The organism is Streptomyces sp. NPDC001222, assembly GCF_042896945.1.
In the GTDB taxonomy this organism is placed as follows: Bacteria; Actinomycetota; Actinomycetes; order Streptomycetales; family Streptomycetaceae; genus Streptomyces; species Streptomyces gibsoniae.
Genome location: NZ_JBIAXT010000013.1, coordinates 126377 through 149609, shown reverse-complemented (window position 1 = coordinate 149609; position 23233 = coordinate 126377). Strand labels below are relative to the sequence as shown.

General features: G+C 71.6%; 28 protein-coding genes. 17 read left to right on the top strand and 11 right to left on the bottom strand.

The genetic code is table 11. The features are described 5' to 3' along the window. Positions 1 to 141: 141 nt before the first annotated feature. Positions 142 to 612, bottom strand: coding sequence for a winged helix-turn-helix transcriptional regulator (locus ACFY2Z_RS19855; RefSeq protein WP_390745415.1), 471 nt, complete (start codon positions 610 to 612; stop codon positions 142 to 144). A 113-nt stretch (positions 613 to 725) separates the two neighbouring features. Here ACFY2Z_RS19855 and ACFY2Z_RS19850 point away from each other — a divergent pair, with 113 nt between their 5' ends. Continuing rightward, on the top strand, positions 726 to 1895 hold the full coding sequence (locus ACFY2Z_RS19850) for a thiolase family protein (protein ID WP_390745414.1): 1170 nt from the start codon (positions 726 to 728) through the stop codon (positions 1893 to 1895). On the opposite strand, the gene ACFY2Z_RS19845 is transcribed toward ACFY2Z_RS19850, so the two are convergent. Continuing rightward, complete coding sequence (locus tag ACFY2Z_RS19845) at positions 1892 to 2728, bottom strand: TVP38/TMEM64 family protein (RefSeq protein ID WP_390745413.1); 837 nt, start codon at positions 2726 to 2728, stop codon at positions 1892 to 1894. The two genes, ACFY2Z_RS19850 and ACFY2Z_RS19845, sit on opposite strands and share 4 nt — an antisense overlap. Positions 2729 to 2777: 49 nt before the next feature. Here ACFY2Z_RS19845 and ACFY2Z_RS19840 point away from each other — a divergent pair, with 49 nt between their 5' ends. The 5 genes from ACFY2Z_RS19840 to ACFY2Z_RS19820 all read left to right on the top strand — a co-directional run bounded on the left by ACFY2Z_RS19840 (position 2778) and on the right by ACFY2Z_RS19820 (position 6475). Beyond that, the gene (locus tag ACFY2Z_RS19840) at positions 2778 to 3506 is read left to right on the top strand and encodes a DNA alkylation repair protein (protein ID WP_390745412.1); all 729 of its coding nucleotides are present in this window, start codon (positions 2778 to 2780) and stop codon (positions 3504 to 3506) included. Between the two features lie 65 nt (positions 3507 to 3571). Further along, positions 3572 to 3700, top strand: coding sequence for a hypothetical protein (locus tag ACFY2Z_RS19835; protein WP_390745467.1), 129 nt, complete (start codon positions 3572 to 3574; stop codon positions 3698 to 3700). Positions 3701 to 3830: 130 nt separating this feature from the next. Then, positions 3831 to 5000, top strand: coding sequence for an elongation factor Tu (gene tuf / locus ACFY2Z_RS19830; protein WP_390745411.1), 1170 nt, complete (start codon positions 3831 to 3833; stop codon positions 4998 to 5000). A gap of 124 nt (positions 5001 to 5124) precedes the next feature. Further along, on the top strand, positions 5125 to 5970 hold the full coding sequence (locus ACFY2Z_RS19825; RefSeq protein ID WP_390745410.1) for a spermidine synthase: 846 nt from the start codon (positions 5125 to 5127) through the stop codon (positions 5968 to 5970). A 67-nt stretch (positions 5971 to 6037) separates the two neighbouring features. Continuing rightward, positions 6038 to 6475, top strand: coding sequence for a DUF4442 domain-containing protein (locus ACFY2Z_RS19820; RefSeq protein WP_390745463.1), 438 nt, complete (start codon positions 6038 to 6040; stop codon positions 6473 to 6475). A 76-nt stretch (positions 6476 to 6551) separates the two neighbouring features. Here the strand turns inward: ACFY2Z_RS19820 and ACFY2Z_RS19815 are convergent, their stop codons facing one another. Together ACFY2Z_RS19815 and ACFY2Z_RS19810 are read right to left on the bottom strand one after the other, a co-directional pair. After that, entirely contained in the window at positions 6552 to 8159 is a 1608-nt protein-coding gene (locus ACFY2Z_RS19815; RefSeq protein ID WP_390745409.1) for a cation acetate symporter, read from the bottom strand. Further along, positions 8153 to 8563, bottom strand: a complete 411-nt coding sequence (locus ACFY2Z_RS19810) for a DUF485 domain-containing protein (RefSeq protein WP_390745408.1) — start codon at positions 8561 to 8563, stop codon at positions 8153 to 8155. Before ACFY2Z_RS19810 ends, ACFY2Z_RS19815 begins: the two co-directional genes overlap by 7 nt. Before the next feature lie 592 nt (positions 8564 to 9155). Between ACFY2Z_RS19810 and ACFY2Z_RS19805 the strand changes: the two genes are divergently transcribed. Next, on the top strand, positions 9156 to 9812 hold the full coding sequence (locus ACFY2Z_RS19805) for a DedA family protein (protein WP_390745407.1): 657 nt from the start codon (positions 9156 to 9158) through the stop codon (positions 9810 to 9812). A 20-nt stretch (positions 9813 to 9832) separates the two neighbouring features. Here the strand turns inward: ACFY2Z_RS19805 and ACFY2Z_RS19800 are convergent, their stop codons facing one another. Then, the gene (locus ACFY2Z_RS19800) at positions 9833 to 10366 is read right to left on the bottom strand and encodes a gamma carbonic anhydrase family protein (protein WP_390745406.1); all 534 of its coding nucleotides are present in this window, start codon (positions 10364 to 10366) and stop codon (positions 9833 to 9835) included. Between the two features lie 106 nt (positions 10367 to 10472). On the opposite strand from ACFY2Z_RS19800, the gene ACFY2Z_RS19795 reads away from it, so the two are divergent. After that, the gene (locus ACFY2Z_RS19795) at positions 10473 to 11237 is read left to right on the top strand and encodes an acyltransferase (RefSeq protein ID WP_390745405.1); all 765 of its coding nucleotides are present in this window, start codon (positions 10473 to 10475) and stop codon (positions 11235 to 11237) included. Positions 11238 to 11249: 12 nt separating this feature from the next. Here the strand turns inward: ACFY2Z_RS19795 and ACFY2Z_RS19790 are convergent, their stop codons facing one another. Beyond that, positions 11250 to 12107 (bottom strand): DMT family transporter, encoded by an 858-nt coding sequence (locus ACFY2Z_RS19790; RefSeq protein WP_390745404.1) that lies wholly within the window; start codon positions 12105 to 12107, stop codon positions 11250 to 11252. Between the two features lie 93 nt (positions 12108 to 12200). On the opposite strand from ACFY2Z_RS19790, the gene ACFY2Z_RS19785 reads away from it, so the two are divergent. Continuing rightward, positions 12201 to 12773, top strand: coding sequence for a helix-turn-helix domain-containing protein (locus ACFY2Z_RS19785; RefSeq protein WP_390745403.1), 573 nt, complete (start codon positions 12201 to 12203; stop codon positions 12771 to 12773). A gap of 43 nt (positions 12774 to 12816) precedes the next feature. Beyond that, positions 12817 to 13371: a YbaK/EbsC family protein gene (locus ACFY2Z_RS19780; RefSeq protein WP_390745402.1), complete on the top strand. Its 555-nt coding sequence runs from the start codon at positions 12817 to 12819 to the stop codon at positions 13369 to 13371. 80 nt (positions 13372 to 13451) lie between these two features. On the opposite strand, the gene ACFY2Z_RS19775 is transcribed toward ACFY2Z_RS19780, so the two are convergent. Next, a complete protein-coding gene (locus ACFY2Z_RS19775; RefSeq protein ID WP_390745401.1) occupies positions 13452 to 14621 on the bottom strand; it encodes a cation diffusion facilitator family transporter in 1170 nt (389 codons plus the stop codon). Between the two features lie 74 nt (positions 14622 to 14695). Here ACFY2Z_RS19775 and ACFY2Z_RS19770 point away from each other — a divergent pair, with 74 nt between their 5' ends. Continuing rightward, positions 14696 to 15073 carry an ArsR/SmtB family transcription factor gene (locus ACFY2Z_RS19770; protein WP_390745462.1) on the top strand — a complete coding sequence of 126 codons (378 nt, stop codon included), beginning with the start codon at positions 14696 to 14698 and terminating at the stop codon, positions 15071 to 15073. A gap of 128 nt (positions 15074 to 15201) precedes the next feature. On the opposite strand, the gene ppk2 is transcribed toward ACFY2Z_RS19770, so the two are convergent. From ppk2 to ACFY2Z_RS19750, 4 genes are all read right to left on the bottom strand, one after another. Further along, positions 15202 to 16089: a polyphosphate kinase 2 gene (gene ppk2 / locus ACFY2Z_RS19765; protein WP_390745400.1), complete on the bottom strand. Its 888-nt coding sequence runs from the start codon at positions 16087 to 16089 to the stop codon at positions 15202 to 15204. An 8-nt stretch (positions 16090 to 16097) separates the two neighbouring features. After that, positions 16098 to 16331, bottom strand: a complete 234-nt coding sequence (locus tag ACFY2Z_RS19760) for a hypothetical protein (protein ID WP_390745399.1) — start codon at positions 16329 to 16331, stop codon at positions 16098 to 16100. A 19-nt stretch (positions 16332 to 16350) separates the two neighbouring features. Next, positions 16351 to 17505 (bottom strand): anion permease, encoded by a 1155-nt coding sequence (locus ACFY2Z_RS19755; protein WP_390745398.1) that lies wholly within the window; start codon positions 17503 to 17505, stop codon positions 16351 to 16353. Positions 17506 to 17759: 254 nt separating this feature from the next. Continuing rightward, on the bottom strand, positions 17760 to 18317 hold the full coding sequence (locus ACFY2Z_RS19750; protein ID WP_390745397.1) for an NAD(P)H-dependent oxidoreductase: 558 nt from the start codon (positions 18315 to 18317) through the stop codon (positions 17760 to 17762). Between the two features lie 152 nt (positions 18318 to 18469). On the opposite strand from ACFY2Z_RS19750, the gene ACFY2Z_RS19745 reads away from it, so the two are divergent. The 6 genes from ACFY2Z_RS19745 to ACFY2Z_RS19720 all read left to right on the top strand — a co-directional run bounded on the left by ACFY2Z_RS19745 (position 18470) and on the right by ACFY2Z_RS19720 (position 23211). Continuing rightward, the gene (locus tag ACFY2Z_RS19745; RefSeq protein ID WP_390745396.1) at positions 18470 to 19144 is read left to right on the top strand and encodes a TetR/AcrR family transcriptional regulator; all 675 of its coding nucleotides are present in this window, start codon (positions 18470 to 18472) and stop codon (positions 19142 to 19144) included. Positions 19145 to 19164: 20 nt separating this feature from the next. Then, the gene (locus ACFY2Z_RS19740; RefSeq protein ID WP_390745395.1) at positions 19165 to 19716 is read left to right on the top strand and encodes a DinB family protein; all 552 of its coding nucleotides are present in this window, start codon (positions 19165 to 19167) and stop codon (positions 19714 to 19716) included. 227 nt (positions 19717 to 19943) lie between these two features. Next, positions 19944 to 20954, top strand: coding sequence for a cation diffusion facilitator family transporter (locus ACFY2Z_RS19735; protein ID WP_390745394.1), 1011 nt, complete (start codon positions 19944 to 19946; stop codon positions 20952 to 20954). Between the two features lie 130 nt (positions 20955 to 21084). After that, complete coding sequence (locus ACFY2Z_RS19730) at positions 21085 to 21540, top strand: MarR family winged helix-turn-helix transcriptional regulator (RefSeq protein ID WP_390745393.1); 456 nt, start codon at positions 21085 to 21087, stop codon at positions 21538 to 21540. Then, the gene (locus ACFY2Z_RS19725; RefSeq protein ID WP_390745392.1) at positions 21537 to 22391 is read left to right on the top strand and encodes an ABC transporter ATP-binding protein; all 855 of its coding nucleotides are present in this window, start codon (positions 21537 to 21539) and stop codon (positions 22389 to 22391) included. Before ACFY2Z_RS19730 ends, ACFY2Z_RS19725 begins: the two co-directional genes overlap by 4 nt. Beyond that, a complete protein-coding gene (locus ACFY2Z_RS19720) occupies positions 22351 to 23211 on the top strand; it encodes an ABC transporter permease (protein ID WP_390745391.1) in 861 nt (286 codons plus the stop codon). Before ACFY2Z_RS19725 ends, ACFY2Z_RS19720 begins: the two co-directional genes overlap by 41 nt. Positions 23212 to 23233: the final 22 nt, after the last annotated feature.

Genomic DNA, 23233 nt, shown 5'->3' with positions numbered 1-23233 from the left:
CCCGGCTCGCGGCGTCCGGCACGCACGCTCGCGGCGTCGCCGAACGGCCCTGGTGGCTCCGCTTCAAGGACCTTCCGGCGACTTGCGATCGCACGCACCGGACGCCGCGAGCTGATCGGACTCCCATTTTGTCCGGAGCTCTCAGGCGGCGGCCGGTCCCGCCACCGTCCAGCCCGGTGCCTGCGGGTGCGGCGTCCGGTCGCCGGGGCGGAGCTCGTCGCCGCAGGCGGAGCAGGTGACGACAGCGGTCAGCTCGTGGCCGCAGTCGTGCTCGATCACCATGGGGCGATCGCCCTCCGTGCGGAGATGGCGGTCGCCCCATGCCATGAGGGTCATCAGGACCGGGTCCAGCTCCAGGCCGGCCGCCGTGGCCCGGTACTCGAAGCGCTGCGGGCGCTCGCTGTACTTCCGCTTCGTCAGGATCCCGCCCTCCACCAGGCGCTTGAGTCGAGCCGCGAGGACATCGCGCGGGGCTCCCGTGTTGCGCACGAGCTGGTCGAAACGCCCGTTTCCGAGGCAGACCTCGCGCAGGACGAGCAGCGAGTACTTCTCGCCGACGAGGGCCAGGGTGTCGGCGATGGAGCAGGGGCGCGGATCTTTGGTGGCGGCCATACCTCCAGTCTAGATGAGGGTTTGCTTTTCAAACTTACCGAGTTATGGTGGATCCAGATTTCCTACTCGCCAGTAACGCCGCCTCGGTATCACCGGGCAAGGAGGCCGCTACCATGCGTGACGCCGTGATCGTGGAAGCCGTACGGACCCCGGTGGGCAAGGGCAAGCCCAATGGTGGCCTCGCTCATGTCCACCCCGTGGAACTCCTCGCGCACACCCTGCGCACCCTCGTCGAGCGCTCCGGTGTCGACCCGGCGCTCATCGACGACGTGATCGGCGGCACCGTCGACCAGGTCGGCGAGCAGGCCATGAACACCACCCGGTACGCCGTGCTGTCGGCGGGCTTCCCGGAGACCGTGCCCGCGACAACCGTGGACCGGCAGTGCGGCTCCTCCCAGCAGGCCGTGCACTTCGCCGCCCAGGGTGTGCTGTCGGGCGCGTACGACATCGTCGTGGCCTGCGGCGTGGAGTCCATGAGCCGTGTGCCCATGTGGTCGAACGTGCCCGCCGGCAAGGACCCCTTCGGGCCCGGCGTCGCCGAGCGCTACCCGGAGGGCCTCGTCCCGCAGGGCGTCAGCGCAGAACTGATCGCCGCGAAGTGGTCGCTCACCCGTGAGCAGATGGACGCCTTCGCCGTGTCCTCCCACCACAAGGCCGGGGCCGCGTGGGACGCCGGCCTGTTCGACGCCGAGACGGCCCCGCTGGAGGGCCTCACGCGCGACGAGTCCATGCGGCCGTCCAGCACTCCCGAGATCCTCGCCGGGCTCAAGCCCGCCTACTACGACCCCGGCTTCGCGGAGCGGTTCCCGCAGATCGGCTGGAACATAACCGCCGGAAACGCGAGCCCGATCAATGACGGCGCCTCGGCGGTGCTCATCACCAGCAGCGAGACCGCGGAGCGTCTCGGCCTGCGTCCGCTGGCCCGGCTGCACAGCTTCGCGGTCACGGGCTCGGACCCCGTCCTGATGCTCACCGGAGTCATCCCCGCCACCGAGAAGGTGCTGCGCAAGGCGGGTCTGACGATCGACGACATCGACCTCTTCGAGGTGAACGAGGCCTTCTCCAGCGTCGTCCTCGCCTGGCAGCAGGAGACGGGTGCCGACCTCGCCAAGGTCAACGTGCACGGCGGTGCCATCGCCATCGGCCACCCGCTGGGCGCGAGCGGCACCCGGCTGACGACCACCCTGGTGCACGCGCTCCGCGCGCGTGGAGCGCGGTACGGCCTGCAGACGATGTGCGAGGCGGGCGGACTCGCCAACGCGATGATCCTCGAAGCGGTCTAATCGGCGGCTGTGGTCTCCGGGGCGGTGCGCAGATGGTGGCGCTTGCGCCAGGCCATCACCGCCCCGGCCACCGTCGGCACCGCGATGAGGGCCATCGCGATCAGGAAGGCCGGTGAGGTCGGCCGCGAGGCGCGGGCACCGGCCACCACGTACGCGGCGGTGTTCGGGACCGAGCCGAGCGCCGTCGCGATCAGGAAGGGGGCCCAGCGCATCCGGGAGACGGCGGCACAGTAGTTGGCGGCCCAGAACGGCACCCCGGGGAACAGCCGGGCCGCCATCATCGAACGGAAGCCGTGCCGGCTGAGCTGCCCGTCCGCCGCCTTCAGCCAGCGGCCCCGCAGGAGCGGACGCAGCGCGTCCTGTCCCAGCACCCGGCCGAGCCCGAAGGCCATCGCGGCGCCCAGCACCGTACCGGCGAGGGCCGCACCCGTGCCCAGCTCCGAGCCGAACAGCGCGCCCGCCGCGAGATTGAGCAACGGGCGTGGCACGAACGGGACCGTGCACAGACCGTACGCCACCGCGAAGACGACGGCCGCCGTGGCGCCCCCGAGCTGCGGCGGCCAGCCGTGCATCAGCAACTTCTGCGGCTGATACGCCAGCACGCAGGCCGCGGCCGCCGCGAGCAGCGCCACGAGCAGGGACAGCCGGGACCAGGGTGACAGCAGCACTCCGGTGCAGCGGGCGGTGAAGCCGCGCGGTTCGGCGGCGGTGGTGTCCGACGTGGCGGTCAACTCCGCGGTGGTGCGGGGCGGGACAGCGGCGACGAGCTCCGTGGCGGCGGCCCGGGGAGAGGCCGTGGCGGTGCCCCCAGAGCGGGTGGTGGCATCGAGCATCCCGTGACACTAACCGACCCATGTGTGTGATCGCCGTATGGTTCCTCTCATGGAGGTCACAGGTTCCGGAACAACGGACGCATCGCTCACACCGCCGCCCAGCGGTCTCGCGGACGTCGTGATGGAGCGGCTCACCACCACGTACGCCGCCGCGGCGGACCCGGAGCGGGCCGCCTCGATGCGCGCCTACATGAAGGACGTCGCCCCCTTCCTGGGCCTGACCACGCCCGTCCGCCGGGCGCTGTCCCGCACCGTCCTGGCGGGCACGATCCGCCCTGACGAGACCGACTGCACGGCGCTCGCGCTGCGCTGCTGGGCGCTGCCGGAGCGCGAGTACCACTACTTCGCCGTCGACTGTCTGCGCCGCCATGTGAGGCAACTCTCCTCCGGATTCCTCCCCGTGACGCGTCATCTGGTCTCCACCGTCTCCTGGTGGGACACCGTCGACGCGCTGGCCGCCCATGTGGTGGGCGGCCTCGTCGCCGCCGATCCCAAGCTGCGTGGCGCCATGGACGCGTGGATCGAGGACGACGACCTGTGGATCGCCCGGACCGCCCTGCTCCACCAGCTGCGTCACAAGGAGGCGACCGACACCGGGCGTCTCTTCGCGTACTGCCTGCGCCGCTCCTCGGACCCCGACTTCTTCCTCAGGAAGGCGATCGGGTGGGCCCTGCGGGAGTACGCCAAGACGGATCCGGAAGCCGTACGGGAGTTCGTGGCCCGGGAAGGCGCCCGGCTCTCCCCGCTGTCCGTCCGGGAAGCGCTCAAGAACCTCTGATCGGCCTGGGCCCCACTCCGTCGCACGCCCCCGCGCGGGGCCCCGCGGAAAACCATTCGACGTGCGTGCCTGCGTCGACGATGCTCTACGACATGTTCCGGTACGCCTTCCTCCTCGCAGCATCCGCCGCCGCGGATGCACCGAAGGCTGCCGTCCCGCACTTCCCGGCCGCCCTCGACGGCGCCCGAAGCTGACCCTTCCCGGATCGTCCGGCGGACCCCGCAGGGGGAGGGTCGGCAAGTCCTCGGGGTCCCCGTCCCGGCCGGATCGTTCCGCTGCCGGGGCCGTCATGCAGCACCATGGAAGAGGCTTCGAGGTACAGCCATGCCCAAGACGGCATACGTACGCACCAAACCGCATCTGAACATCGGCACGATGGGTCACGTCGACCACGGCAAGACCACCCTGACCGCCGCGATCACCAAGGTCCTGGCCGACCGCGGCACCGGCACCTTCGTCCCGTTCGACCGGATCGACCGGGCCCCGGAGGAGGCGGCGCGCGGCATCACCATCAACATCGCGCATGTCGAGTACGAGACCGACACCCGGCACTACGCGCATGTGGACATGCCGGGCCATGCCGACTACGTCAAGAACATGGTCACCGGGGCCGCCCAGCTCGACGGGGCGATCCTCGTCGTCTCGGCGCTCGACGGGATCATGCCGCAGACCGCCGAACATGTGCTGCTGGCCCGGCAGGTGGGTGTCGACCACATCGTCGTGGCCATCAACAAGGCCGACGCGGGCGACGAGGAACTCGCCGACCTCGTCGAGCTGGAGGTCCGCGAGCTGCTGAGCGCGCAGGGCTATCCGGGGGACTCCGTCCCGGTGGTGCGGGTCTCCGGGCTCAAGGCCCTGGAGGGCGACCCGCGTTGGACCTCGGCGATCGAGGCGCTGCTCGACGCGGTGGACACCTATGTGCCCATGCCGGAGCGGTACCTGGACGCGCCGTTCCTGCTGCCGGTGGAGAACGTGCTCACCATCACCGGGCGCGGCACGGTCGTCACAGGCGCCGTCGAGCGTGGCAGGGTGCGGGTCGGCGACCGGGTCGAGGTGCTCGGCGCCGGCGTGGAGACCGTGGTCACCGGCCTGGAGACCTTCGGCAAGCCCATGGAGGAGGCGCAGGCCGGGGACAACGTGGCGCTGCTGCTGCGCGGGGTGCCGCGCGACGCGGTCCGCCGCGGGCACATCGTCGCGGCGCCCGGCAGCGTCGTGCCGAGCCGCCGCTTCTCGGCGCGGGTGTACGTGCTGTCGGCGCGCGAGGGGGGTCGCACGACTCCGGTGTCGACCGGATACCGGCCGCAGTTCTACATCCGCACCGCGGACGTGGTCGGCGACGTCGACCTCGGCGAGACGGCGGTCGCCCGGCCCGGCGACACGGTCACCATGACCGTGGAACTGGGACGCGAGGTCCCGCTGGAGCCGGGCCTCGGCTTCGCGATCCGCGAGGGCGGCCGGACCGTCGGCGCGGGCACGGTGTCGACCGTGGACTGAGCCGAACGCACGGCCGTCGGCCCGGAAGCATCCGGGCCGGCGGTCGGCTCCCCGGCCCCAGTGGCCCGCCGCCTCCGTGGGGGCGGCGGGCGTGGCGGCCGGCCGAGCCCGGCACAATGGTGTCGTGACCGAGCCGATACCCGTGACGCGTGCCGTGGATCACGGGACCGCCAAGCTGATGCCCGACGTGGACCATGACCGGGCCTGGCTGCTCACGGTCGACGGCGCACCGCAGTCGTACGTGGATCTCGACGCGCCGACGCATCTGGAGTTCGAGTACACCCGACGGCTCGGCCATGCCCTGGACACGCTGGTGGAGCCGGGCCGTCCCCTGGACGTGCTGCACCTCGGGGGAGGCGCGCTCACCCTGCCGCGCTACGTCGCCGCGACCCGGCCGGGCTCACGGCAGGACGTGGTCGAGGCCGACCGGGGCCTGCTGGATCTCGTCGTGGAGCGGCTGCCCCTGCCCGAGGGCGCCGGGGTCGCACTGCACCCGGCCGACGCGCGTGCCTGGCTGGAAGCCGCCCCGCCGCACTCCGCGGACATCGTGATCGCGGACGTCTTCGGCGGCTCCCGGGTGCCCGCCCATCTGACGACCGTGGCCTACGCCCGGGCCGCCGAGCGTGTGCTGCGCCCGGACGGCGTCTATCTCGCGAATCTCGCGGACGCCGCGCCCTTCGCCTTCCTCCGCTCCCAACTCGCCACCTTCTCCGAGATGTTCGAGGAACTGGCGCTGATCGCGGAGCCGGGCGTGCTGCGCGGCCGCCGCTTCGGGAACGCCGTACTCGTCGCCGCCCACCGGCCCCTGGACACCGCCGAACTCGCCCGCCGCACGGCCGCGGACGCGTTCCCGGCCCGGGTCGAGCAGGGCCCCGCCCTCCGGGCCCTCATCGGTACCGTCGAGCCGGTCCACGACGAGAACGCCGTCCCCTCACCCGTACCCCCCGGCGGGACCTTCACCATCGGCTGACCGAACCGGGTACCCATGGCCCGGACGTCTACCCGTGAGTAACATGACGCGCATGAGCGCAGACCAGATGTCGATCGGCGAGATGCTCGCCGCCACGGTGCCGATGGCCAGGACCCTCAAGCTGGAGTTCCTGGAGACCACGCCGGACAAGGCCGTGGTGGCCCTGCCCGACCAGAGCGATTTCCACAACCATGTCGGTGGGCCGCACGCCGGCGCGATGTTCACGCTGGGCGAGTCGGCGAGCGGCGCCATCGTGCTGGCCGCGTTCGGTGAACAGCTGTCGCGGGCCGTACCGCTCGCCGTCAGCGCCGAGATCGCGTACAAGAAGCTGGCGATGGGCCCGGTCACGGCGACCGCCACGCTCGGCCGCCCCGCCGCCGAGGTCGTCGCCGAACTGGACGCGGGGCAGCGCCCCGAGTTCCCCGTCGAGATCGCCATCCAGCGAGAGGACGGCGCCGTGACGGGCGAGATGACAGTCGTCTGGACCCTCCGCCCGAACGGCTGAGCAGCCCATATACCCACCGCTCCCCGGCACCGTGCCGGGGAGCGGGTGTGAGTGATGAGCGGAAGTCAGAAGTGCGTCACGGTTCTCCGTTCCGGCCCGCGCCGATCAGTGTGCGCACCTCGAAGTCCTCGTAGGAACCGTCCTCCTGGCGGCCGCTGAGAACACTGCCGAGCCAGCCGAGGAGGAAGCCCGCCGGGATGGAGACGATGCCCGGGTTCTGCAGCGGGAACCAGGCGAAGTCGGCGTGGGGGTACACCGAGGTGGGCCTGGAGGAGACCACCGGGGAGAACACCACGAGGAGCACCGAGCAGATCAGGCCGCCGTACAGACCGAGCAGCGCACCCCACGCCGTGAACCGGCGCCAGAACAGGCCGTAGACGAGCGCGGGCAGCAAGGCCGAGGCGGCGATGGCGAAGGCCAGGAACGCCAGGCTCGCCGTGCTGATCTCCCACGGCAGCAGGGCGAGCAGCATGGCGAGGACCCCGATGACGGCGGCGGACATGCGCGCCACGCCCAGCTCTTGCGCCTGTGTCGCCCTGCCCCGGCGGATGACCTCGCCGTAGAGGTCGTGGGCGAGTGAGGTGGCCGCCGCGAGGGTGAGTCCGGCCGCGACCGCTAGCAGGGTCACAAAGGCCAGGCAGGAGATCAGCGCGGTCAGCACGCCACCGCCGAGGGACTGGGCGAGCAGCAGGACCGCCGCGTCGCCCTTGGGGTCGATCCGCACGATGGCCTCGCGGCCCAGAACGGCGGTCGCGCCCAGGCCGACGACGCCCGCGGCGAGGCACACGAACCCCACCAGTCCCATGGCCCACACGGCGGAGGTGCGCAGGACGCGGTTGGTGCGCGGGGCCAGGAGCCGCATCACCACGTGGGGGAGTGCGGCGAGACCGAGCACGATGGCGAGTTCCAGGCTGAAGAAGTCGAGCTTGCTGGTGGTGCCACCGCCGTAGCGCAGCCCCGGTTCGAGGAAGCGGTGCCCGAGGCCGCTGTTCCGCTCGGCGGCCGACAGGAGTGCCGCCGCGTTCCAGTGGAAGCGGGCCAGCACGATCAGCGCGGTGACCGCGACCCCGGCCACCAGCATCACGGCCTTGACGACCTGGATGAAGGTCGCGCCGGGCATCCCGCCGAGCGCCGCGTACACCACCACGATGGTGCCGATGACGACCACGCACAGGGTGCGCGTGGCCTGGTTCGGCTCGCCGGTGAACTGGGTCAGCAGAGCCACCCCGCCGATCAGCTGGGCGACGAGATACAGCGTGGTGACGACCAGGGTGCACAGCACGACGGCCAGGCGCACGGGCCGCCGGAGACGCGTCAGCCGCAGCGCCAGGGTGTCGCCGAGGGTGAACCGGCCCGCGTTGTGCAGCGGTTCGGCGATGACGAGCAGCACCGCCATCCACGCGACCGTGGTTCCGGCCAGATAGAGCAGGCCGTCGTAGCCGGTGAGGGCGACGAGGCCCGTACTGCCCAGCAGGGTCGCCGCCGACAGATAGTCGCCGGACATCGCCAGCCCGTTGCGCAGCGGCGACAGGGTCCGGTTGCCGAGGTAGAACTCGCCGATCTCGTCCCGCTGGGGAGCGGTCAGCAGCGCGGCGAAGAGGGTGACCACGACGACGCACAGAAAGAGGACGAAGGTCAGTTGCAGGCTGAACCGGCTCGCGACCCTCGTGGCGGCCGTCACCACGCGCGCGGCCACCTCTGCTGTGCGGGGCGCGGCCGGCCGCCGGGTCGGGCACGGTCCCGTTCGGAGCGCAGCCGGCGCACCACCGGGTCGACGTGATTGCGCATGTGCACGGTGTAACGCCACACCGCGAACGCCATCAGGCCGAACTGGGCGAGGCCGAGTGCCAGCCCGAGCGTGAGAGGGCCCGCGAGGGGCTGGTTCATCAGTCCGGGAGCGAAACCCGACAGCAGGACGTACAGCAGAAACGCGCCGACGACGAGGACCGCCGCCGTGACGCCGAAGGCGCGCAAGGCACGGCGCAGGGGCGGGAATTCCGGATGGTCGCGCAGCGACGGGGGGCTCGCGGAATCCGCTGCCGTGGGGGAAGGGAAGCGGCCGACGTGCTGCGGCGGATATCGGTTCATGACGCACCTTCTTTGCTGCCGTGTGCCGCACTTCCGGCCCGGGCGGGGCCCGGCCGGTCGGTTTCGGAAGGCCGGCTTCGGAGGGTCGGATTCCGAGCGGGAAAGGACGGCGGGGAGAGGGCAGGAGCGAGCCGTCGGCGGTTTCCCGGAGAAAAGGCCCGTCGAGAACCTCTGCGTGTCGAAACCTGTTTTTCGTGCAGCCTTTGTGGGGGGCGCGATGTTCCGCTCCCGGCTTTCCGGGGGACGAGGGCGGCCCTGTGCGGGGTGTCGACGGGGTCGGAAGCGGAGTATCGCAGTGGGGCCATTGGCCTATCAACCGCCTGTACGGAAGGAGGATTGAACAGAATCGTTTCCGCTTTCCGGCCGGCTGCGGCTTCCTGCCGATTCCGGTTTACGACCCGCTCCGGATTGCGGACCGCACCGTTTCCGGGCCGATCCGGGCAGGGCGCGGCGCGTGGGAACCCGCTTCGCGCCCCGCACCGCGGCCGAACGCCGTACCCGCCGGGCGCGGTCGGATGTGTAGGCTTCCCGGAGGTGCGTCCGAGCGGGCGAGCCCGCAGGAAGACGGACGCGAATCGGGGAGGATGGGGCGTTGCACCTCCAGGAATGGCTCGACACGGTACCCGCGGTCGCCGTCTACGCAGTGGTGGCCCTCGTCATCGGCGTGGAGAGCCTCGGTATCCCGCTGCCGGGCGAGATCGTCCTGGTCTCCGCGGCACTGCTCTCCTCCCAGCACAGCGGCATCAATCCGGTGGTCCTCGGGACCTGCGCCGCCGCCGGTGCGGTCGTCGGCGACTCCATCGGCTACGCGATCGGCCGCAAGGGCGGACGGCCGCTGCTGGCCTGGCTCGGGAGGAGATTCCCCCGGCACTTCAGCGAGGGCCATGTCGCGACGGCCGAGCGCTCCTTCGAGAAGTGGGGCATGTGGGCCGTCTTCTTCGGCCGCTTCGTCGCCCTGCTCCGGATCTTCGCCGGACCGCTGGCCGGTGTGCTGCGCATGCCCTACTGGAAGTTCCTGACCGCCAACTTCCTGGGCGGTGCCGTCTGGGCGGGCGGCACCACCGCGGTCATCTACTACGTCGGTGTCGTCGCCGAGTCGTGGCTGAAGAAGTTCTCCTGGCTGGGGCTGGTGGCCGCGGTCCTCATCGGAGTCGCGTCGATGCTGGTGGTCAGGCGCAAGGCGAAGAAGGCGGCGGAACAGCGGGAGGCGGCCGAGCCGGAGGCCGTCCCGGCCGCCGACCGGGCCTAGGCCCGGTCGGCAGGAAAGGCTCAGCTCTGCCGGTGCGCGTCGCGGTGGGCCTTCGCCAGTTCCGCGTACATCGTGCCGTTCAGCGTGATGCCCTCGCGCTCCGCGGCGGTCAGCTCCCGCTTCACCTTGGCGGGCACGCCGGCCACCAGGGAGCCCGGGGGCACCCGCATGCCCTGCGGCACCAGCGCCTGAGCCGCGACCAGGGAGCCCGCGCCGATCACCGCGCCGTTGAGGACCGTGGCGCCCATGCCGATCAGGCAGTCGTCCTCGACGGTCGCGCCGTGCACCACGGCGTTGTGCCCGATGGAGACCCGCTCGCCGACGCTGACCGGGAACCCCGGGTCGGCGTGCAGCGTGCAGTTGTCCTGGACGTTGCTGTGCGCGCCGACGGTGATCCGCTCGACGTCGCCGCGCAGCACCGCGCCGTACCAGACGCTCGCGCCCGCGTGCAGCGTGACGCCGCCGATCACCACGGACGTGGGTGACACGAACGCGTCCCCGTCCACCTCGGGGTCCCTGCCGCCTATGCCCGCGATCAGCGCCTTGTGCGTCATTGCCGTCTCCTCGTGGTCGGTCTTCCGGCACCGTACGTCATGGGTGGGGCGAAGATCACAGCGGTGCGGGCCCACGGGCGCACCCGCCACTGAGTACCGTGAGCGCGTGCCCAGGAGCAAGAACACGTTCTCATCATGGCGTCGTGGCCTCGCGCAGCGCGCCGTCCACGCGGGCTGGGCCTGGGCGCAGCGAGCGGGTTCCGTGAGCGCGGAGCATCCCGGGCGCTTCCGCTTCGGCGCGATGGGAAGGGGAACCAGGCTGGCCTTCCCGCTGGGCACGGTGTTCGGTGAGCCGTGGATCCATGTCGGCGCGCACTGCATCGTCGGCGAACAGGTCACCCTGACGGCCGGACTGATGCCCGGCCTCGACCTCGGACCCGATCCGATCCTGCGCATCGGTGACGGTGTCGTTCTCGGCCGCGGCAGCCATGTCATCGCCGACACCTCGGTCACGATCGGCAGTGACTGCTACTTCGGGCCGTACGTCTATGTGACCTCCACCAACCATTCCTACGACGACCCGCACGAGCCCATCGGCAAGCAGTGGCCGCGGATGGAACCGGTGCAGATCGGGCCGGGCTGCTGGATCGGGACCGGCGCGGTGATCCTGCCGGGCGCGCGGATCGGGCGGAACGTGGTGGTGGCGGCCGGCGCGGTGGTGCGGGGAGCCGTACCCGATCACGCGGTGGTGGCCGGGGCGCCGGCCCGCGTCGTGCGGCGCTGGACACCGGAGGACGGCTGGCAGCCGCCGCTCAGAACACCGGCCCCGGTGCCGATACCGGACGGGGTCACACCGGATCAGCTGCTGGCCCTGTCCAAGCTGGACGAGGAGGACATCGCCCGGCTCGCGGAGCTGGAAGCGGAGTCCTGAACGGGTCCGGACTCAGCCGGTGGCCAGCAGTAGCGTGCCGACCAGGGCCAGGCCCGCGCCCGCGGCCTGTATCGCGCGCAGCCGCTCGCTGAGGAAGCCGCGCGCGGCAAGCGCCGTGACCACCGGGTAGAGGGAGGCGAGGACGGCGGCGACGGTGACCGGGCCGTGCCGGGCCGCGAGTGCGTAGGTGCCGTTGGCGGCGACGTCGGCGAGACCGACGAAGGCGAGCGCGGGCAGGGATCGCCATGGGAAGCCGCCCGCCGGGAGGGCCGGCGCACCGCGCCGCACCGCTGCGCCCAGGGCGGTACCGCCCACCACGACATTGGTCAGGCGCTGCACGAAGAGCGCCAGGAACAGCCCGGTCACCGTCGTCGACGCCTCCGCGACCAGCGCGAACACCGTGCCGAACCCCAGTGCCGCGACAAGGGTCAGCAGGATCGCCCGCCGTTGCACCGGGGCGCCCCGCAGCTGGGGCCCGCCCGCGAGCACCACTCCGGTCACGGCGACGGCGATCCCGGCGACCTGCAGCAGCCCGGGGCGCTCGCCGAGCACGAGCGCCACACCGACGGGCACCGCCACGCTCAGGGTGGCGAGCGGGGAGACGACACCCATGGGGCCCAGGGCGAGCGCCTTGTAGAAGGACAGCAGGGCGATCGGACCCACCAGGCCCGCGGCGAACGCGAACCACAGCCGGGGCCCGGCCTCGCTCCAGGCGCCGGTGGCCAGTACGACGACGCCGAGCACGGACGCCGCGACGCTCTGTGAGACGACCACGACGGTCAGTGCGGGCATTCGCCGGGTCAGCAGCCCTCCGCCGAAGTCGGCCAGCCCCCACAGCAGGCTGGTGGCCAGGGCGAAGAGTGCTGTCATGGGCCGCCTCGCAGTACAGTTCGGTGAACGATCAGGTGCACCACACCATAGTTCTGTGAACTGAACTCTGTCATACAGAATATTGGACTCAAAGTGTCGGACCTCGACCTGCTGACCCAGTCCCTGGCACGCAACGTGAAGCGCTGGCGCGCCGAGCGCGGCTTCACGCTGGACGCCCTCGCCGCCCGCGCCGGAGTCAGCCGCGGCATGCTCATCCAGATCGAGCAGGCCCGCACCAACCCGAGCATCGGCACGGTCGTCAAGATCGGCGACGCGCTCGGCGTCAGCGTCACCACGCTGCTCGACTACGAGCAGGGCCCCCGGGTCCGGATCGTCCCGGCCGAGCAGGCCGTACGCCTCTGGCACACCGAGGCGGGCAGCTACAACCGCCTTCTCGCCGGCACCGAGGCCCCAGGTCCGCTGGAGATGTGGGACTGGCGGCTGATGCCGGGGGACCGCAGTCCCTCCGATCCGCACCCGGCCGGCACGGTCGAACTCGTCCATGTCACCGCCGGCCGGCTGACGATCACCGTGGACGGCGTGGACCACGACGTCCCCACCGGCGCCAGCGCCTCCTTCGAGGCCGACACCCCGCACACCTACGCCAACGACGGCGATGTGCCGATGGAGATGGTGATGGCGGTCTCGGTGCCGCCCGTCCGCTGAGACGCCCGTCCGGCAGCCGGGGTACGGCTGTTAGCGTGCCGCCATGCGCGCACCCATCGGAGACTTCGACCGGGCGATGCCCGCCCCCGGCTGCCTCGACGAGCTGACCCGCCCGGTGGCCGACGCCGTACGCCACTGGAGCGGCGGCGTGCCCGCCGACCAGATCGTCTACATCGACACCGAGCCGGAGTGGGCCGATACGGCGGTCTTCCTGGAGCACTACGGCAAGGAGCTGCTCGACCGGTCCGCCAACTGCGTCGTGGTCGCGGGCAAGCGAGGTGGTGAGACGACGCTGGCCGCGTGTGTGGTCCTGTCCGCCACCCGGGTCGACGTCAACGGCGCGGTCCGCCGTCAACTGGCTGCCCGCAAGGCGTCGTTCGCGCCGATGGAGGTGGCGACGGGGGAGACCGGCATGGAGTACGGCGGCATCACACCGATCGGACTGCCCGCCGACTGGCCGGTACTGATCGACTCGGCGGTGGTCGATCTGCCGTACGTCCTGGTCGGCAGCGGCAGGCGCCGGGGGAAGCTGCTGGTGCCGGGGAAGGCGTTCGCGCAGCTGCCCAACGCGGTGGTCCTGGAGGGGCTGGGCGTCTGAGGGCCCCTGACCACCGCACAGAATTCTCGTCGGTCGCGACCGCAGCCGTACGGGGGCCTGCCGGGCCGGGTCCGGCCGGCTCAGGGCCCGGTGCGGGCGTGGTGGGCCAGGGCCCGATGTGGGTCCGCCCCGCCGGGTGCCGGGGCCGGGTCGGCGTGGACGAGCGCCGCGGCCAGCCGCGGAACCGCGTGCAACAGGGCGTGTTCGGCCTCGACCGCGATGTCGTGCGCCCGGCGCACGCTCACCTCGCCGTCCACCACGACCGCGACCTCCGCGCGCAACCGATGGCCGATCCAGCGCAGCCGGAGCTCGCCGACCCCGAGCACGCCCGGCACCTGGCGCAGCGCCCGCTCGGCCCGGTCCACCAGCGCCGGATCGACGGCGTCCAGCAACCGCCGGAACACCTCCCGGGCCGCGTCCCGCAGGACCAGCACGATCGCGGCCGTGATCGCCAGCCCCACGACCGGGTCGGCCGCCCGCCAGCCCAGCGCCGCACCGCCCGCACCGGCCAGGACCGCGAGTGAGGTGAACCCGTCGGTGCGCGCGTGCAGCCCGTCCGCGACCAGCGCGGCCGAGCCGATCGCGCGGCCCACCCGGATGCGATGGCGGGCCACCCACTCATTGCCCGCGAAACCGATGACCGCCGCACCGGCGACCACGGGGATGTGCTCCATGGGGCGGGGGTCCATCAGCCGTACGAGGGCGCTCCAGGCGGTGAAGGAGGCCGACGCGGCGATCGTCAGCACGATGACGATCCCGGCGAGATCCTCGGCACGGCCGTACCCGTAGGTGAACCGCCGCGTGGCCACGCGGCGGCCCAGCACGAAGGCGATACCGAGCGGCACTGCGGTCAGGGCGTCGGCCGCGTTGTGCACGGTGTCGCCGAGCAGCGCCACCGACCCGGAGATCGCGACCACGACGGCCTGGGCCAGCGCGGTCCCGCCGAGCACGACCAGTGAGACCCAGAGCGCCCGCATGCCCCGCGCGGAGGACTCCAGCGCGGGGTCGAGCTTGTCGGCGGTCTCGTGGGAGTGGGGGGTGAGGAGGTGGCGGAGACGGGAGAGGGGACCGTGGGGGTGGTCGTGGTGACGGACGTGACCGCCGTCGTGGGTGTGCTCGTGGTGGTGGGCGTGCGGGTCCTCGTGCCGGTGCGGGTGGGTGTGGTCGTGCGCGGCCTCGTGGCGGTGCGTGTGGTCGTGCGTGTGATCCGGTGCCCCGCCGTGCCCGTGTGCCTCGTACTGCTGTCCCATAGGAAGGCCCTTTCCCCGCGCGACAGTGGACGCGATCGTCCCCACGGAGCCATTATGTGCGTGTGAGCGCACGCATGCACCTATCACCTGCGCACGGTGCGCAGCCACGCACGGGCGGCGCGGCCGAGGGACACCCCGGCTCGCCCGATGAGGAGCAGTTCGCGCTCGCCGCCGAGCTGCTCGCCCTGCTCGGGGACCGCACCCGTCTCGCCCTGCTGCACGCCCTGACCCGGGGCGAGGCCGATGTCTCCACGCTCACCCAGGCGTGCGGCGCGGCCCGGCCCGCGGTCAGCCAGCATCTCGCGCGGCTCCGGCTCGCGGGCCTGGTGGACACCCGCAAGGAGGGCCGCCGGGTGGTCTACGCCCTGCGCGACGGCCATCTGCGCCGGGTCGTGGACGAGGTCCTGAGCCTCGCCGACCACCGGCTCGCCGACCGCCCGGTGCACGACTGACACCGCTTCGGCGCAGCGACCGCGGGATGCGTGTGATGCCGTGGCCGAACCGCTCGCCGAAGGAGGCGTGATCCAGGCGCGTGGAGGCCGTGGCCGCCACGCGCCTGATCGCCCGGCGCCGGCGTCGTTCAGGCAGTGCTGTCGTCCTCGCCCGCCTCCAGGAGGTTGGCCGCCGCGCCCACGATGCTGGGATCGGGGGTGCCGACGACCTCCAGGTCCTTGTCGGTGTAGTCGAAGAGGGCCAGGACGCTGCGCATCGCCTCGACGCGCGCCCGCTTCTTGTCATTGCTCTTCACCACGGTCCACGGCGCGTAGCCGGTGTCCGTGGCGCGGAACATGGCGACCTTGGCCGCGGTGTAGTCGTCCCAGAGGTCCAGGGAGGCCAGGTCCATCGGGCTGAGCTTCCACTGCCGTACGGGGTCCACCTGACGGATGGTGAAGCGCGTGCGCTGCTCGCCCTGCGAGACGGAGAACCAGAACTTCACCAGGTCGACGCCGTCGTCCACGAGCATCCGTTCGAACAGCGGTGCCTGGCGCACGAAACGGCGGTACTCGTCGTCCGAGCAGAAGCCCATCACCCGCTCCACGCCCGCCCTGTTGTACCAGGACCGGTCGAACATCACGATCTCGCCCGCGGTGGGCAGATGTTCGACGTAGCGCTGGAAGTACCACTGACCGCGCTCGCGCTCGGTCGGCTTCTCCAGGGCCACCACCCGGGCGCCGCGCGGATTGAGGTGCTCGGTGAAGCGCTTGATCGTGCCGCCCTTGCCGGCCGCGTCGCGCCCCTCGAAGACTATGACGAGCCGGCGGCCCGACGCCTTTATCCAGCTCTGCAGCTTCAGCAGCTCGATCTGCTGGAGCCGCTTGTGCCACTCGTACTCCTTGCGCTCCATCCGCTGGTCGTAGGGGTAGTTCTCCCGCCAGGTGTCCACCGGGCTGCCGTCGGACCTGAGCAGCACGGGGTCGTCATGGTCGGTGTAGTCGACCCGCAGGCCATCGGTCACCAGAGGTGTCATCGTCATCCTTAATGGAACTGCGGCACGATCAGATAGATCCCGTACGAGACCACGGCCGCGCAGGCCAGGAAGCAGAGCCCGGCCTGGGCGAGGCCCAGGGTGTGGGTGCCACCGTCCCGCTCGCGGGCGGCCTCGGCCTGGGCCAGGCCGAGCACGCCGAGTGCGAAGACGACGACCACGGCGACGGTGACCCCGATGCTGACCGCGGTGACCTGGCCGAGGGCGGTCCAGTCAAGGTGCATGGCTCGAACTCTCCCTGGCTCAGGCGGCGCTGCCGACGCGTGTGGGTTCGGTGGCGCGGATGGTGACCTCGTGCGTCTCGTTCACGTTGTCGGCGTGGACCGGGTTGCGGCGTGAGGCGAGCACGATGAACGCGGCGACCGCGGCTGCGACCAGGGCGATCACCACGGTACCGGCGTTTCCGCCGTGCTTCACGACGCCGGCCGAGACGCCGCCGACCAGCGCCGCCGCGGGGAGGGTGATCAGCCAGGCGACGACCATGCGGCCCGCGGTGCCCCAGCGCACCTCGGCGAGCCGCCGGCCGAGGCCCGCGCCGAGGATGCCGCCCGAGCAGACCTGCGTGGTGGAGAGCGCGAAGCCGAGGTGGGCGGAGGTCAGGATGACGGTGGTGGACGCGGCCTCGGCGGCGAAGCCCTGCGGCGACTGAATGTCCGTCAGGCCCTTGCCCATCGTGCGGATGATGCGCCAGCCCCCCAGATAGGTGCCGAGGCCGATGGCGAGACCGGCCGAGCCGATCACCCAGACGGGCGGGCCCGCGTCATGGCCGAGCGCGCCCGCCGAGATCAGTGTGAGCGTGATCACGCCCATCGTCTTCTGGGCGTCGTTGGTGCCGTGGGCGAGGGAGACGAGCGAGGCGGAGGCGATCTGGCCGAGCCGGAACCCCCTGGTCACCGACTCCTTGCGGGCCCGGGCGGTGATGCGGTACGCGAGGTAGGTGGCCATCAGCGCCGCTACGCCTGCCACGACGGGCGAGGCGAACGCCGGGATCAGAATCTTCTCGACAACCTTGTCGAAGTGCACGCCATGGCTGCCGGCACCGACCCAGACGGCGCCGACCAGACCGCCGAACAGTGCGTGGGAGGAGCTCGACGGCAGTCCGACGAGCCAGGTCAGCAGATTCCACAGGATCGCGCCCACCAGCCCGGCGAAGATCATTCCTGGGGTCACCAGAGTGTCGTCCACGATGCCGCCGGAGACGGTCCTGGCGACCTCGGTGGACAGGAAGGCGCCCACGATGTTGAGCGCGCCGCTGATCAGAACTGCGGTACGCGGCTTGAGGGCGCCGGTGGCGATGGAGGTGGCCATCGCGTTGGCGGTGTCATGGAATCCGTTCGTGAAGTCGAAAGCCAGCGCCGTGACGATGACGACGGCCACGAGGAACGTGATGTGGTCCATCCCCAGATGAAAGCAACCGAAGGCGTACTTCCTGAGAAGGGCAGGCAACGGCGGGGCGTGCGTCAGATGGGCGAACGAGCCTCGAACTCCCGTGTGCCGACGGCCTGGTGGAGAGACCGGCCGGCGCCGCCCGACATGCGCCGCACCCGGTCGGTCCACACCCGAGTGAAAAAATGACCGTGGGTCAGGACTGTCGGGTCCTGACCCACGGTCTGGTCGTGCTCAGGGCCGGCGTCGACGCCGGGGCCCAGAGGTCAGGCGGCGGCGGGCGCGGCCTGGGAGAGCTGGTCGATGACCTTGGTCAGGCCCTCGACGACCTCGGCGTCGTCCGCCGGGTGGGTCTCGGCGAAGCGCGTCACGGAGCCCGGGATGGAGAGCTTCGCCTCATCGACGACCGTCGCGCCGGCGATGCCCACGGCCTTGCGGGTCTCGTCCTGCGCCCACACGCCGCCGTACTGGCCGAACGCGGTGCCGACCACGGCGACGGGCTTGCCGGCCAGGGCACCGGCGCCGTACGGACGGGACAGCCAGTCGATGGCGTTCTTCAGGACGGCGGGGATGGTGCCGTTGTACTCGGGGGAGAAGAGCAGCAGCGCGTCGGCCTGGCCGGCAGCGGTGCGCAGCGCGGCGGCGGCCTCGGGGACGCTGCCCTCGACGTCGATGTCCTCGTTGTAGAAGGGCACCTGGCCCAGGCCCTCGTGGAGCACGACCTCGACGCCCTCGGGGGCGTGCTTGGCGGCCGCCTCGGCGAGCTGACGGTTGTGGGAACCGGCGCGAAGGCTGCCGACCAGAGCAAGGATGCGTACGGACATGGCGAAACTCCCATAATCAAGCGATCGGTAACAATCGGGACCGTCCGGGTCCGTTGAAATTTGTACCACCTCAACCGGACCGCGGTCCACTTCGTGCATCACGGTAAACGGACCGGGGTCCGCTTGTCTTCCCGGGACGCTAATCTGAAGTCATGACCGAGCCGTTCGCGCCCTTCTCCGTGCCCCAGGCCCAGGACGTCCTGGCGGGCTTCGTGGACCTCGCCCTGCTGCCGACGGGCGAGAGGCCCCAGTTGCGCGCGGATGCCGCGCGCAACCGCACCCGGCTGCTGGAGGTCGCCGTCCGGCTGGCCGCCGAGCGCGGCATCGCCAACGTGACCATGGACGACATCGCGCTGGGGGCCGGAGTCGGCAAGGGCACCGTCTTCCGGCGCTTCGGGGACCGCACGGGCCTGCTCGTGGAGCTGCTCAGCCACCACGAGAAGCAGCTCCAGGCCGCCTTCCTCTCCGGGCCGCCGCCGCTCGGCCCGGGCGCGTCCCCGGTGGAGCGGCTGTACGCGTTCGGCTCGGCCGTCATCCTCCATGAGCACGCCCACCGGGACTTCTACCTGGAGGCCCACATAGAACCGGGCCGCCGCCGCACCAGCCCGGCGTATCACCTCCGGCTCGCCCATGTCCGCCTGCTGCTGCGCGAGGCACGCGCGGACGGCGACAGCGAACTCACCGCCCATCTGCTGCTCGGCTATCTGGAGACGGTGCTCGTCGACCATCTGCTCACCGTCCTCGGGATGTCCCTGGAGCGGGTGGAGGCGGGATGGCGTGATCTCGTCGATCGCTACACGGGCGACAGGGGTCGATGTACGGGCTGAAGCCGCCCGATGATGGGTCCATGACCCCTTCGGGCAGAAGAGCCGAGATGTTCGTCCCCGCCGAGCGGGACCCGCGTGGCCTCGGTCCCGCCACCGGCGACGAACGCACTTTGCTGGTCGCCTTCCTCACCGCCCAGCGCACCACGCTGGAACTCAAGTGCGCGGGCCTGGGTGCACGGCTGGCGCAGCGGTCCGCCGCGCCGTCCACCCTCTCGCTCCTCGGACTGCTGCGGCACCTCGCCGATGTGGAGCGCCGCTGGTTCCGCCGGGTGCTGGCCGCGCAGGACGCCCCACCCCTGTTCTCCTCGCCGTCCGACCCCGACGGCGACTTCACCGGTGCCGTACCCGACCCTGCGGTCGTGACCCGGGCCTGGAGCACCTGGCGCGCGGAGACCGCCTTCGCCGACGCGTTCGTCGCGCAGGCCCCGCACCTCGACGTCGAAGGCCATGACTCCTGGCGCGGCACCGTGTCGCTGCGCTGGGTGCTCCTTCACATGATCGAGGAGTACGCCCGTCACAACGGACACGCCGATCTGCTCCGGGAGCGGGTCGACGGGGCCATCGGTCTGTGAGGCCACGGGCCGGCCGGGGGTGACTCTCCGGGCGGGTCCCGGCCACCGGCCGAGCGTGCCCGGGGGCGGCCCCGGCCGCCGGGGCGTCCTTCGACGTCTCGTCGTTTGTGCAGGTCAGCGGCGTACTATCGGACATGACAACGGTCACCGGTGCAGCCTTTGCCCCGAAGCGCCGCCATGCGTTTCACTGCGGTGAGGCACCCGATGTGTGGGGGAAGGCGGAGCAGATGAGCGACCACGGTCATGCGCACGGCCCGGGGGGTCACGCGGGGCACTCCCACGGTGTGTCGGCGGACGCCGACCGCCGCTGGCTCGCCGCCGCGCTCTCCCTGATCACCGTGTTCATGGCGGCCGAGGTGGTCGTCGGTTTCCTCGCGGGCTCCCTGGCCCTGCTCTCGGACGCGGCCCACATGCTCACGGACGCCGCGTCCATCGTGCTCGCCCTCGTCGCGATGCGGCTCGCCGCCCGCCCGGCCCGCGGTGGATTCACCTACGGCCTCAAACGGGCGGAGATCCTCTCCGCCCAGGTCAACGGCCTCACGCTGCTGCTGCTCGGGGCCTGGCTGGCGTACGAGGCCGTGCGGCGGCTCATCGCCCCGCCGCACGTGGCGGGCGGACCGATGCTGGCCACCGCGCTCACCGGCATCGTCGTGAACGTGGCCGCCGCCTGGTGCATCTCGAAGGCCAACCGCACCTCCCTCAATGTGGAGGGCGCCTACCAGCACGTCCTGAACGACCTGTTCGCCTTCATCGGCACGGCGGTAGCCGCGCTCGTGGTCCTCCTGACCGGCTTCGAACGCGCGGACCCCATCGCCACCCTCGTGGTGGTCGCGCTGATGGTGAAGGCGGCGTACGGGCTGCTGCGTGACTCGGGGCGTATCTTCCTGGAGGCCGCGCCCGCCGACGTCGATCCGGACGCACTCGGCGACCGGCTCGTCGCCCGGCCGGACGTCGTCGAGGTGCACGATCTGCACGTCTGGCAGATCACCTCCGGCCAGGCCGCGCTGTCCGCGCACATCCTGGTGGAGCCCGGCGGCGACTGCCACGCGGTCCGCCGCGCCCTGGAGGACGTGCTGCACCGCGACTACGGCATCACCCACACCACCCTCCAGGTCGACCACGCCCCCGAACGGGTCCTACAGGTGGCGCCGCCCGGCGACCCGGACACGGCGGACGACCCCGCGCACTGCGAGGCCCGGCACGGCCCGGTGCACCGAGGGGAATCGCATCCCCACTGACGGAGCGCCGAAAGACGCGGTGCCTCCCACGGAGTCGTCGGGCGGCACCGCACCCCGGATGGCGTAACCCTTCACCCGTCTTGACCCTCCCTTTCCCTGATACCTCTGACGCAGAGCTAATGTCGGGGGAGTGGAATCCGAGAACTTCGCCGATGACCTGAGCACCGCCCTCGTGGCGGTGCAGCGGCTGATCCGACGGCGGCTGCGCATCGGGGTCGGCGCACCGCGTCTGCGGGGCGCGGAGGTCGAACTGCTGCGCCTGGTGGCGGCGCGTCCCGGCATCGGTGTGTCGGACGCGGCGAGAGAGCTGTACCTCGCGGGGAACTCGGTCTCCACACTGGTCAATCAGCTCGCACGGGACGGCTATCTGGTCCGGGAGACGGATCCGGCCGACCGGCGGGCCGCGCGACTCATGCCCACCGAGGCGGCCGAGGCACGGCTGCGTGACTGGCGCGAGCGGCGCACCGCGCTCGTACGCCGCCAGGTAGCCCGCCTCGACGACAAGGACCGCAAGGCGCTGGAGGCTGCTCTTCCGGCCCTGCGCAAGCTGGCGGAGAACCTGCACGAGGAGGCCGAGGAGACATGACGAGCAACGCGACGGCCGGTGAGGCGCCCGTGGTGGACGCCGTCACCTGTGGTGGACTCCGCTACTCCTTCGGGGAGACGACGGCGGTCGACGGACTGGACCTCCAGGTCCGGGACGGCGAGGTGTTCGGGCTGCTCGGACCGAACGGCGCGGGCAAGACCACCGCGATCCGCTGTATGACCACGCTGCTGCCGGTCCCGGCGGGCATGGTCCGGGTCTTCGGCCATGACACGGCCCGCGAGCGGATGGCCGTGCGGCGGCTGCTGGGCTACGTGCCGCAGCAGCTCTCCGCCGATTCCGGACTCACCGGACGGGAGAACGTCGCACTGTTCGCCCGCGTCTTCGACGTCTCCCGGCGCGAACGGGCCCAGCGGGTCGAGCAGGCCCTCGCGGCCGTCGACCTGACCGCCGCGGCCGACCGTCTGGCGAAGACGTACTCCGGGGGTATGGTCCGTCGGCTGGAACTCGCCCAGGCGCTGGTCAGCGCGCCCCGGCTGCTGATCCTCGACGAGCCGACCATCGGCCTCGACCCGATCGCCCGGACCAATGTGTGGGAGCACATCAACGCCGTCCGCGCCGCCACCGGCATGACCGTCCTCGTCACCACCCACTACATGGACGAGGCCGACCAGTACTGCGACCGAGTCGCCCTGATGCACCGCGGCCGGGTCCGTGCCCTCGGCACCCCCGCCGAGCTGCGGAGCGGACTTCGGGAACGGCTCGGCACCGAAGGCCCGCTGCCGACGCTGGAGGACGTCTTCCGTGACGTGGCCGGCAGTGGACTCGACGACCAGTCAGGAGACTTCCGCGATGTCCGAAGCACCCGCCGCACCGCGTCCCGCGTCGGCTGACCGCGCACCGCAGCCGGACCTCGGCCTGCTGGTGACCCCGCCCCGCGCCCGCACCGGCTGGCGGGTGCTGCCGGCCCGGGTGGCCGCGATGTGCGCGGTCGAGCTGCAGAAGCTGCGTCATGACCGCACCGAGCTGTACACCCGCGCGATCCAGCCGGCGCTGTGGCTGCTGATCTTCGGCGAGACGTTCACCCGGATCAAGGCCATTCCGACCGGCGACATCCCGTACCTCGACTATCTGGCGCCCGGCATCATCGCCCAGTCCGCGATGTTCATCGCCATCTTCTACGGCATCATGATCATCTGGGAGCGGGACGCCGGCATCCTCACGAAGCTGCTGGTCACACCGACCCCACGGGCGGCCCTCATCACCGGCAAGGCGTTCGCGGCCGGGGTGAAGGCGCTGATCCAGGCGCTGGTGGTCGTCGTGATCGCGGCGCTGCTCGGCGTCGCGATGACCTGGAACCCGCTGCGGCTGCTGGGCGTGGCGGTGGCCGTCGTCCTGGGCTCGGCCTTCTTCTCCTGTCTGTCCATGACGATCGCGGGCATCGTCCTGACCCGCGACCGGCTGATGGGCATCGGCCAGGCGATCACGATGCCGCTCTTCTTCGGCTCCAACGCCCTCTACCCGGTGGCCGTCATGCCCGGCTGGCTCCAGGCGATCAGCAAGATCAACCCGCTGAGCTACCAGGTCGACGCCCTGCGCGGCCTGCTGCTCGGCACGCCGTCGCATCTGCCGCTCGACTTCGGCGTGCTGGCGGTGGCCGCGGCCATGGGCGTCACCTCGGCCTCGTCGCTGCTGGCACGACTGGCCCGCTGACAGCCTTGCACCGCGGCCGGAC

Excerpts from the sequence above, each read along its gene's own strand:
- ACFY2Z_RS19720 (WP_390745391.1), top strand. The coding sequence starts at position 22,351 with ATGTCCGAAGCACCCGCCGCACCGCGTCCCGCGTCGGCTGACCGCGCA.
- ACFY2Z_RS19850 (WP_390745414.1), top strand. The coding sequence starts at position 726 with ATGCGTGACGCCGTGATCGTGGAAGCCGTACGGACCCCGGTGGGCAAG.
- ACFY2Z_RS19840 (WP_390745412.1), top strand. The coding sequence starts at position 2,778 with ATGGAGGTCACAGGTTCCGGAACAACGGACGCATCGCTCACACCGCCG.
- ACFY2Z_RS19810 (WP_390745408.1), bottom strand. The coding sequence starts at position 8,563 with ATGAACCGATATCCGCCGCAGCACGTCGGCCGCTTCCCTTCCCCCACG.
- ACFY2Z_RS19770 (WP_390745462.1), top strand. The coding sequence starts at position 14,696 with ATGCACCTATCACCTGCGCACGGTGCGCAGCCACGCACGGGCGGCGCG.
- ACFY2Z_RS19745 (WP_390745396.1), top strand. The coding sequence starts at position 18,470 with ATGACCGAGCCGTTCGCGCCCTTCTCCGTGCCCCAGGCCCAGGACGTC.
- ACFY2Z_RS19760 (WP_390745399.1), bottom strand. The coding sequence starts at position 16,331 with ATGCACCTTGACTGGACCGCCCTCGGCCAGGTCACCGCGGTCAGCATC.
- ACFY2Z_RS19750 (WP_390745397.1), bottom strand. The coding sequence starts at position 18,317 with ATGTCCGTACGCATCCTTGCTCTGGTCGGCAGCCTTCGCGCCGGTTCC.
- ACFY2Z_RS19790 (WP_390745404.1), bottom strand. The coding sequence starts at position 12,107 with ATGACAGCACTCTTCGCCCTGGCCACCAGCCTGCTGTGGGGGCTGGCC.
- ACFY2Z_RS19740 (WP_390745395.1), top strand. The coding sequence starts at position 19,165 with ATGACCCCTTCGGGCAGAAGAGCCGAGATGTTCGTCCCCGCCGAGCGG.
- ACFY2Z_RS19775 (WP_390745401.1), bottom strand. The coding sequence starts at position 14,621 with ATGGGACAGCAGTACGAGGCACACGGGCACGGCGGGGCACCGGATCAC.
- ACFY2Z_RS19820 (WP_390745463.1), top strand. The coding sequence starts at position 6,038 with ATGTCGATCGGCGAGATGCTCGCCGCCACGGTGCCGATGGCCAGGACC.
- ppk2 (WP_390745400.1), bottom strand. The coding sequence starts at position 16,089 with ATGACACCTCTGGTGACCGATGGCCTGCGGGTCGACTACACCGACCAT.
- ACFY2Z_RS19855 (WP_390745415.1), bottom strand. The coding sequence starts at position 612 with ATGGCCGCCACCAAAGATCCGCGCCCCTGCTCCATCGCCGACACCCTG.
- ACFY2Z_RS19800 (WP_390745406.1), bottom strand. The coding sequence starts at position 10,366 with ATGACGCACAAGGCGCTGATCGCGGGCATAGGCGGCAGGGACCCCGAG.
- ACFY2Z_RS19725 (WP_390745392.1), top strand. The coding sequence starts at position 21,537 with ATGACGAGCAACGCGACGGCCGGTGAGGCGCCCGTGGTGGACGCCGTC.
- ACFY2Z_RS19780 (WP_390745402.1), top strand. The coding sequence starts at position 12,817 with ATGCGCGCACCCATCGGAGACTTCGACCGGGCGATGCCCGCCCCCGGC.
- ACFY2Z_RS19755 (WP_390745398.1), bottom strand. The coding sequence starts at position 17,505 with ATGGACCACATCACGTTCCTCGTGGCCGTCGTCATCGTCACGGCGCTG.
- tuf (WP_390745411.1), top strand. The coding sequence starts at position 3,831 with ATGCCCAAGACGGCATACGTACGCACCAAACCGCATCTGAACATCGGC.
- ACFY2Z_RS19735 (WP_390745394.1), top strand. The coding sequence starts at position 19,944 with ATGAGCGACCACGGTCATGCGCACGGCCCGGGGGGTCACGCGGGGCAC.
- ACFY2Z_RS19845 (WP_390745413.1), bottom strand. The coding sequence starts at position 2,728 with ATGCTCGATGCCACCACCCGCTCTGGGGGCACCGCCACGGCCTCTCCC.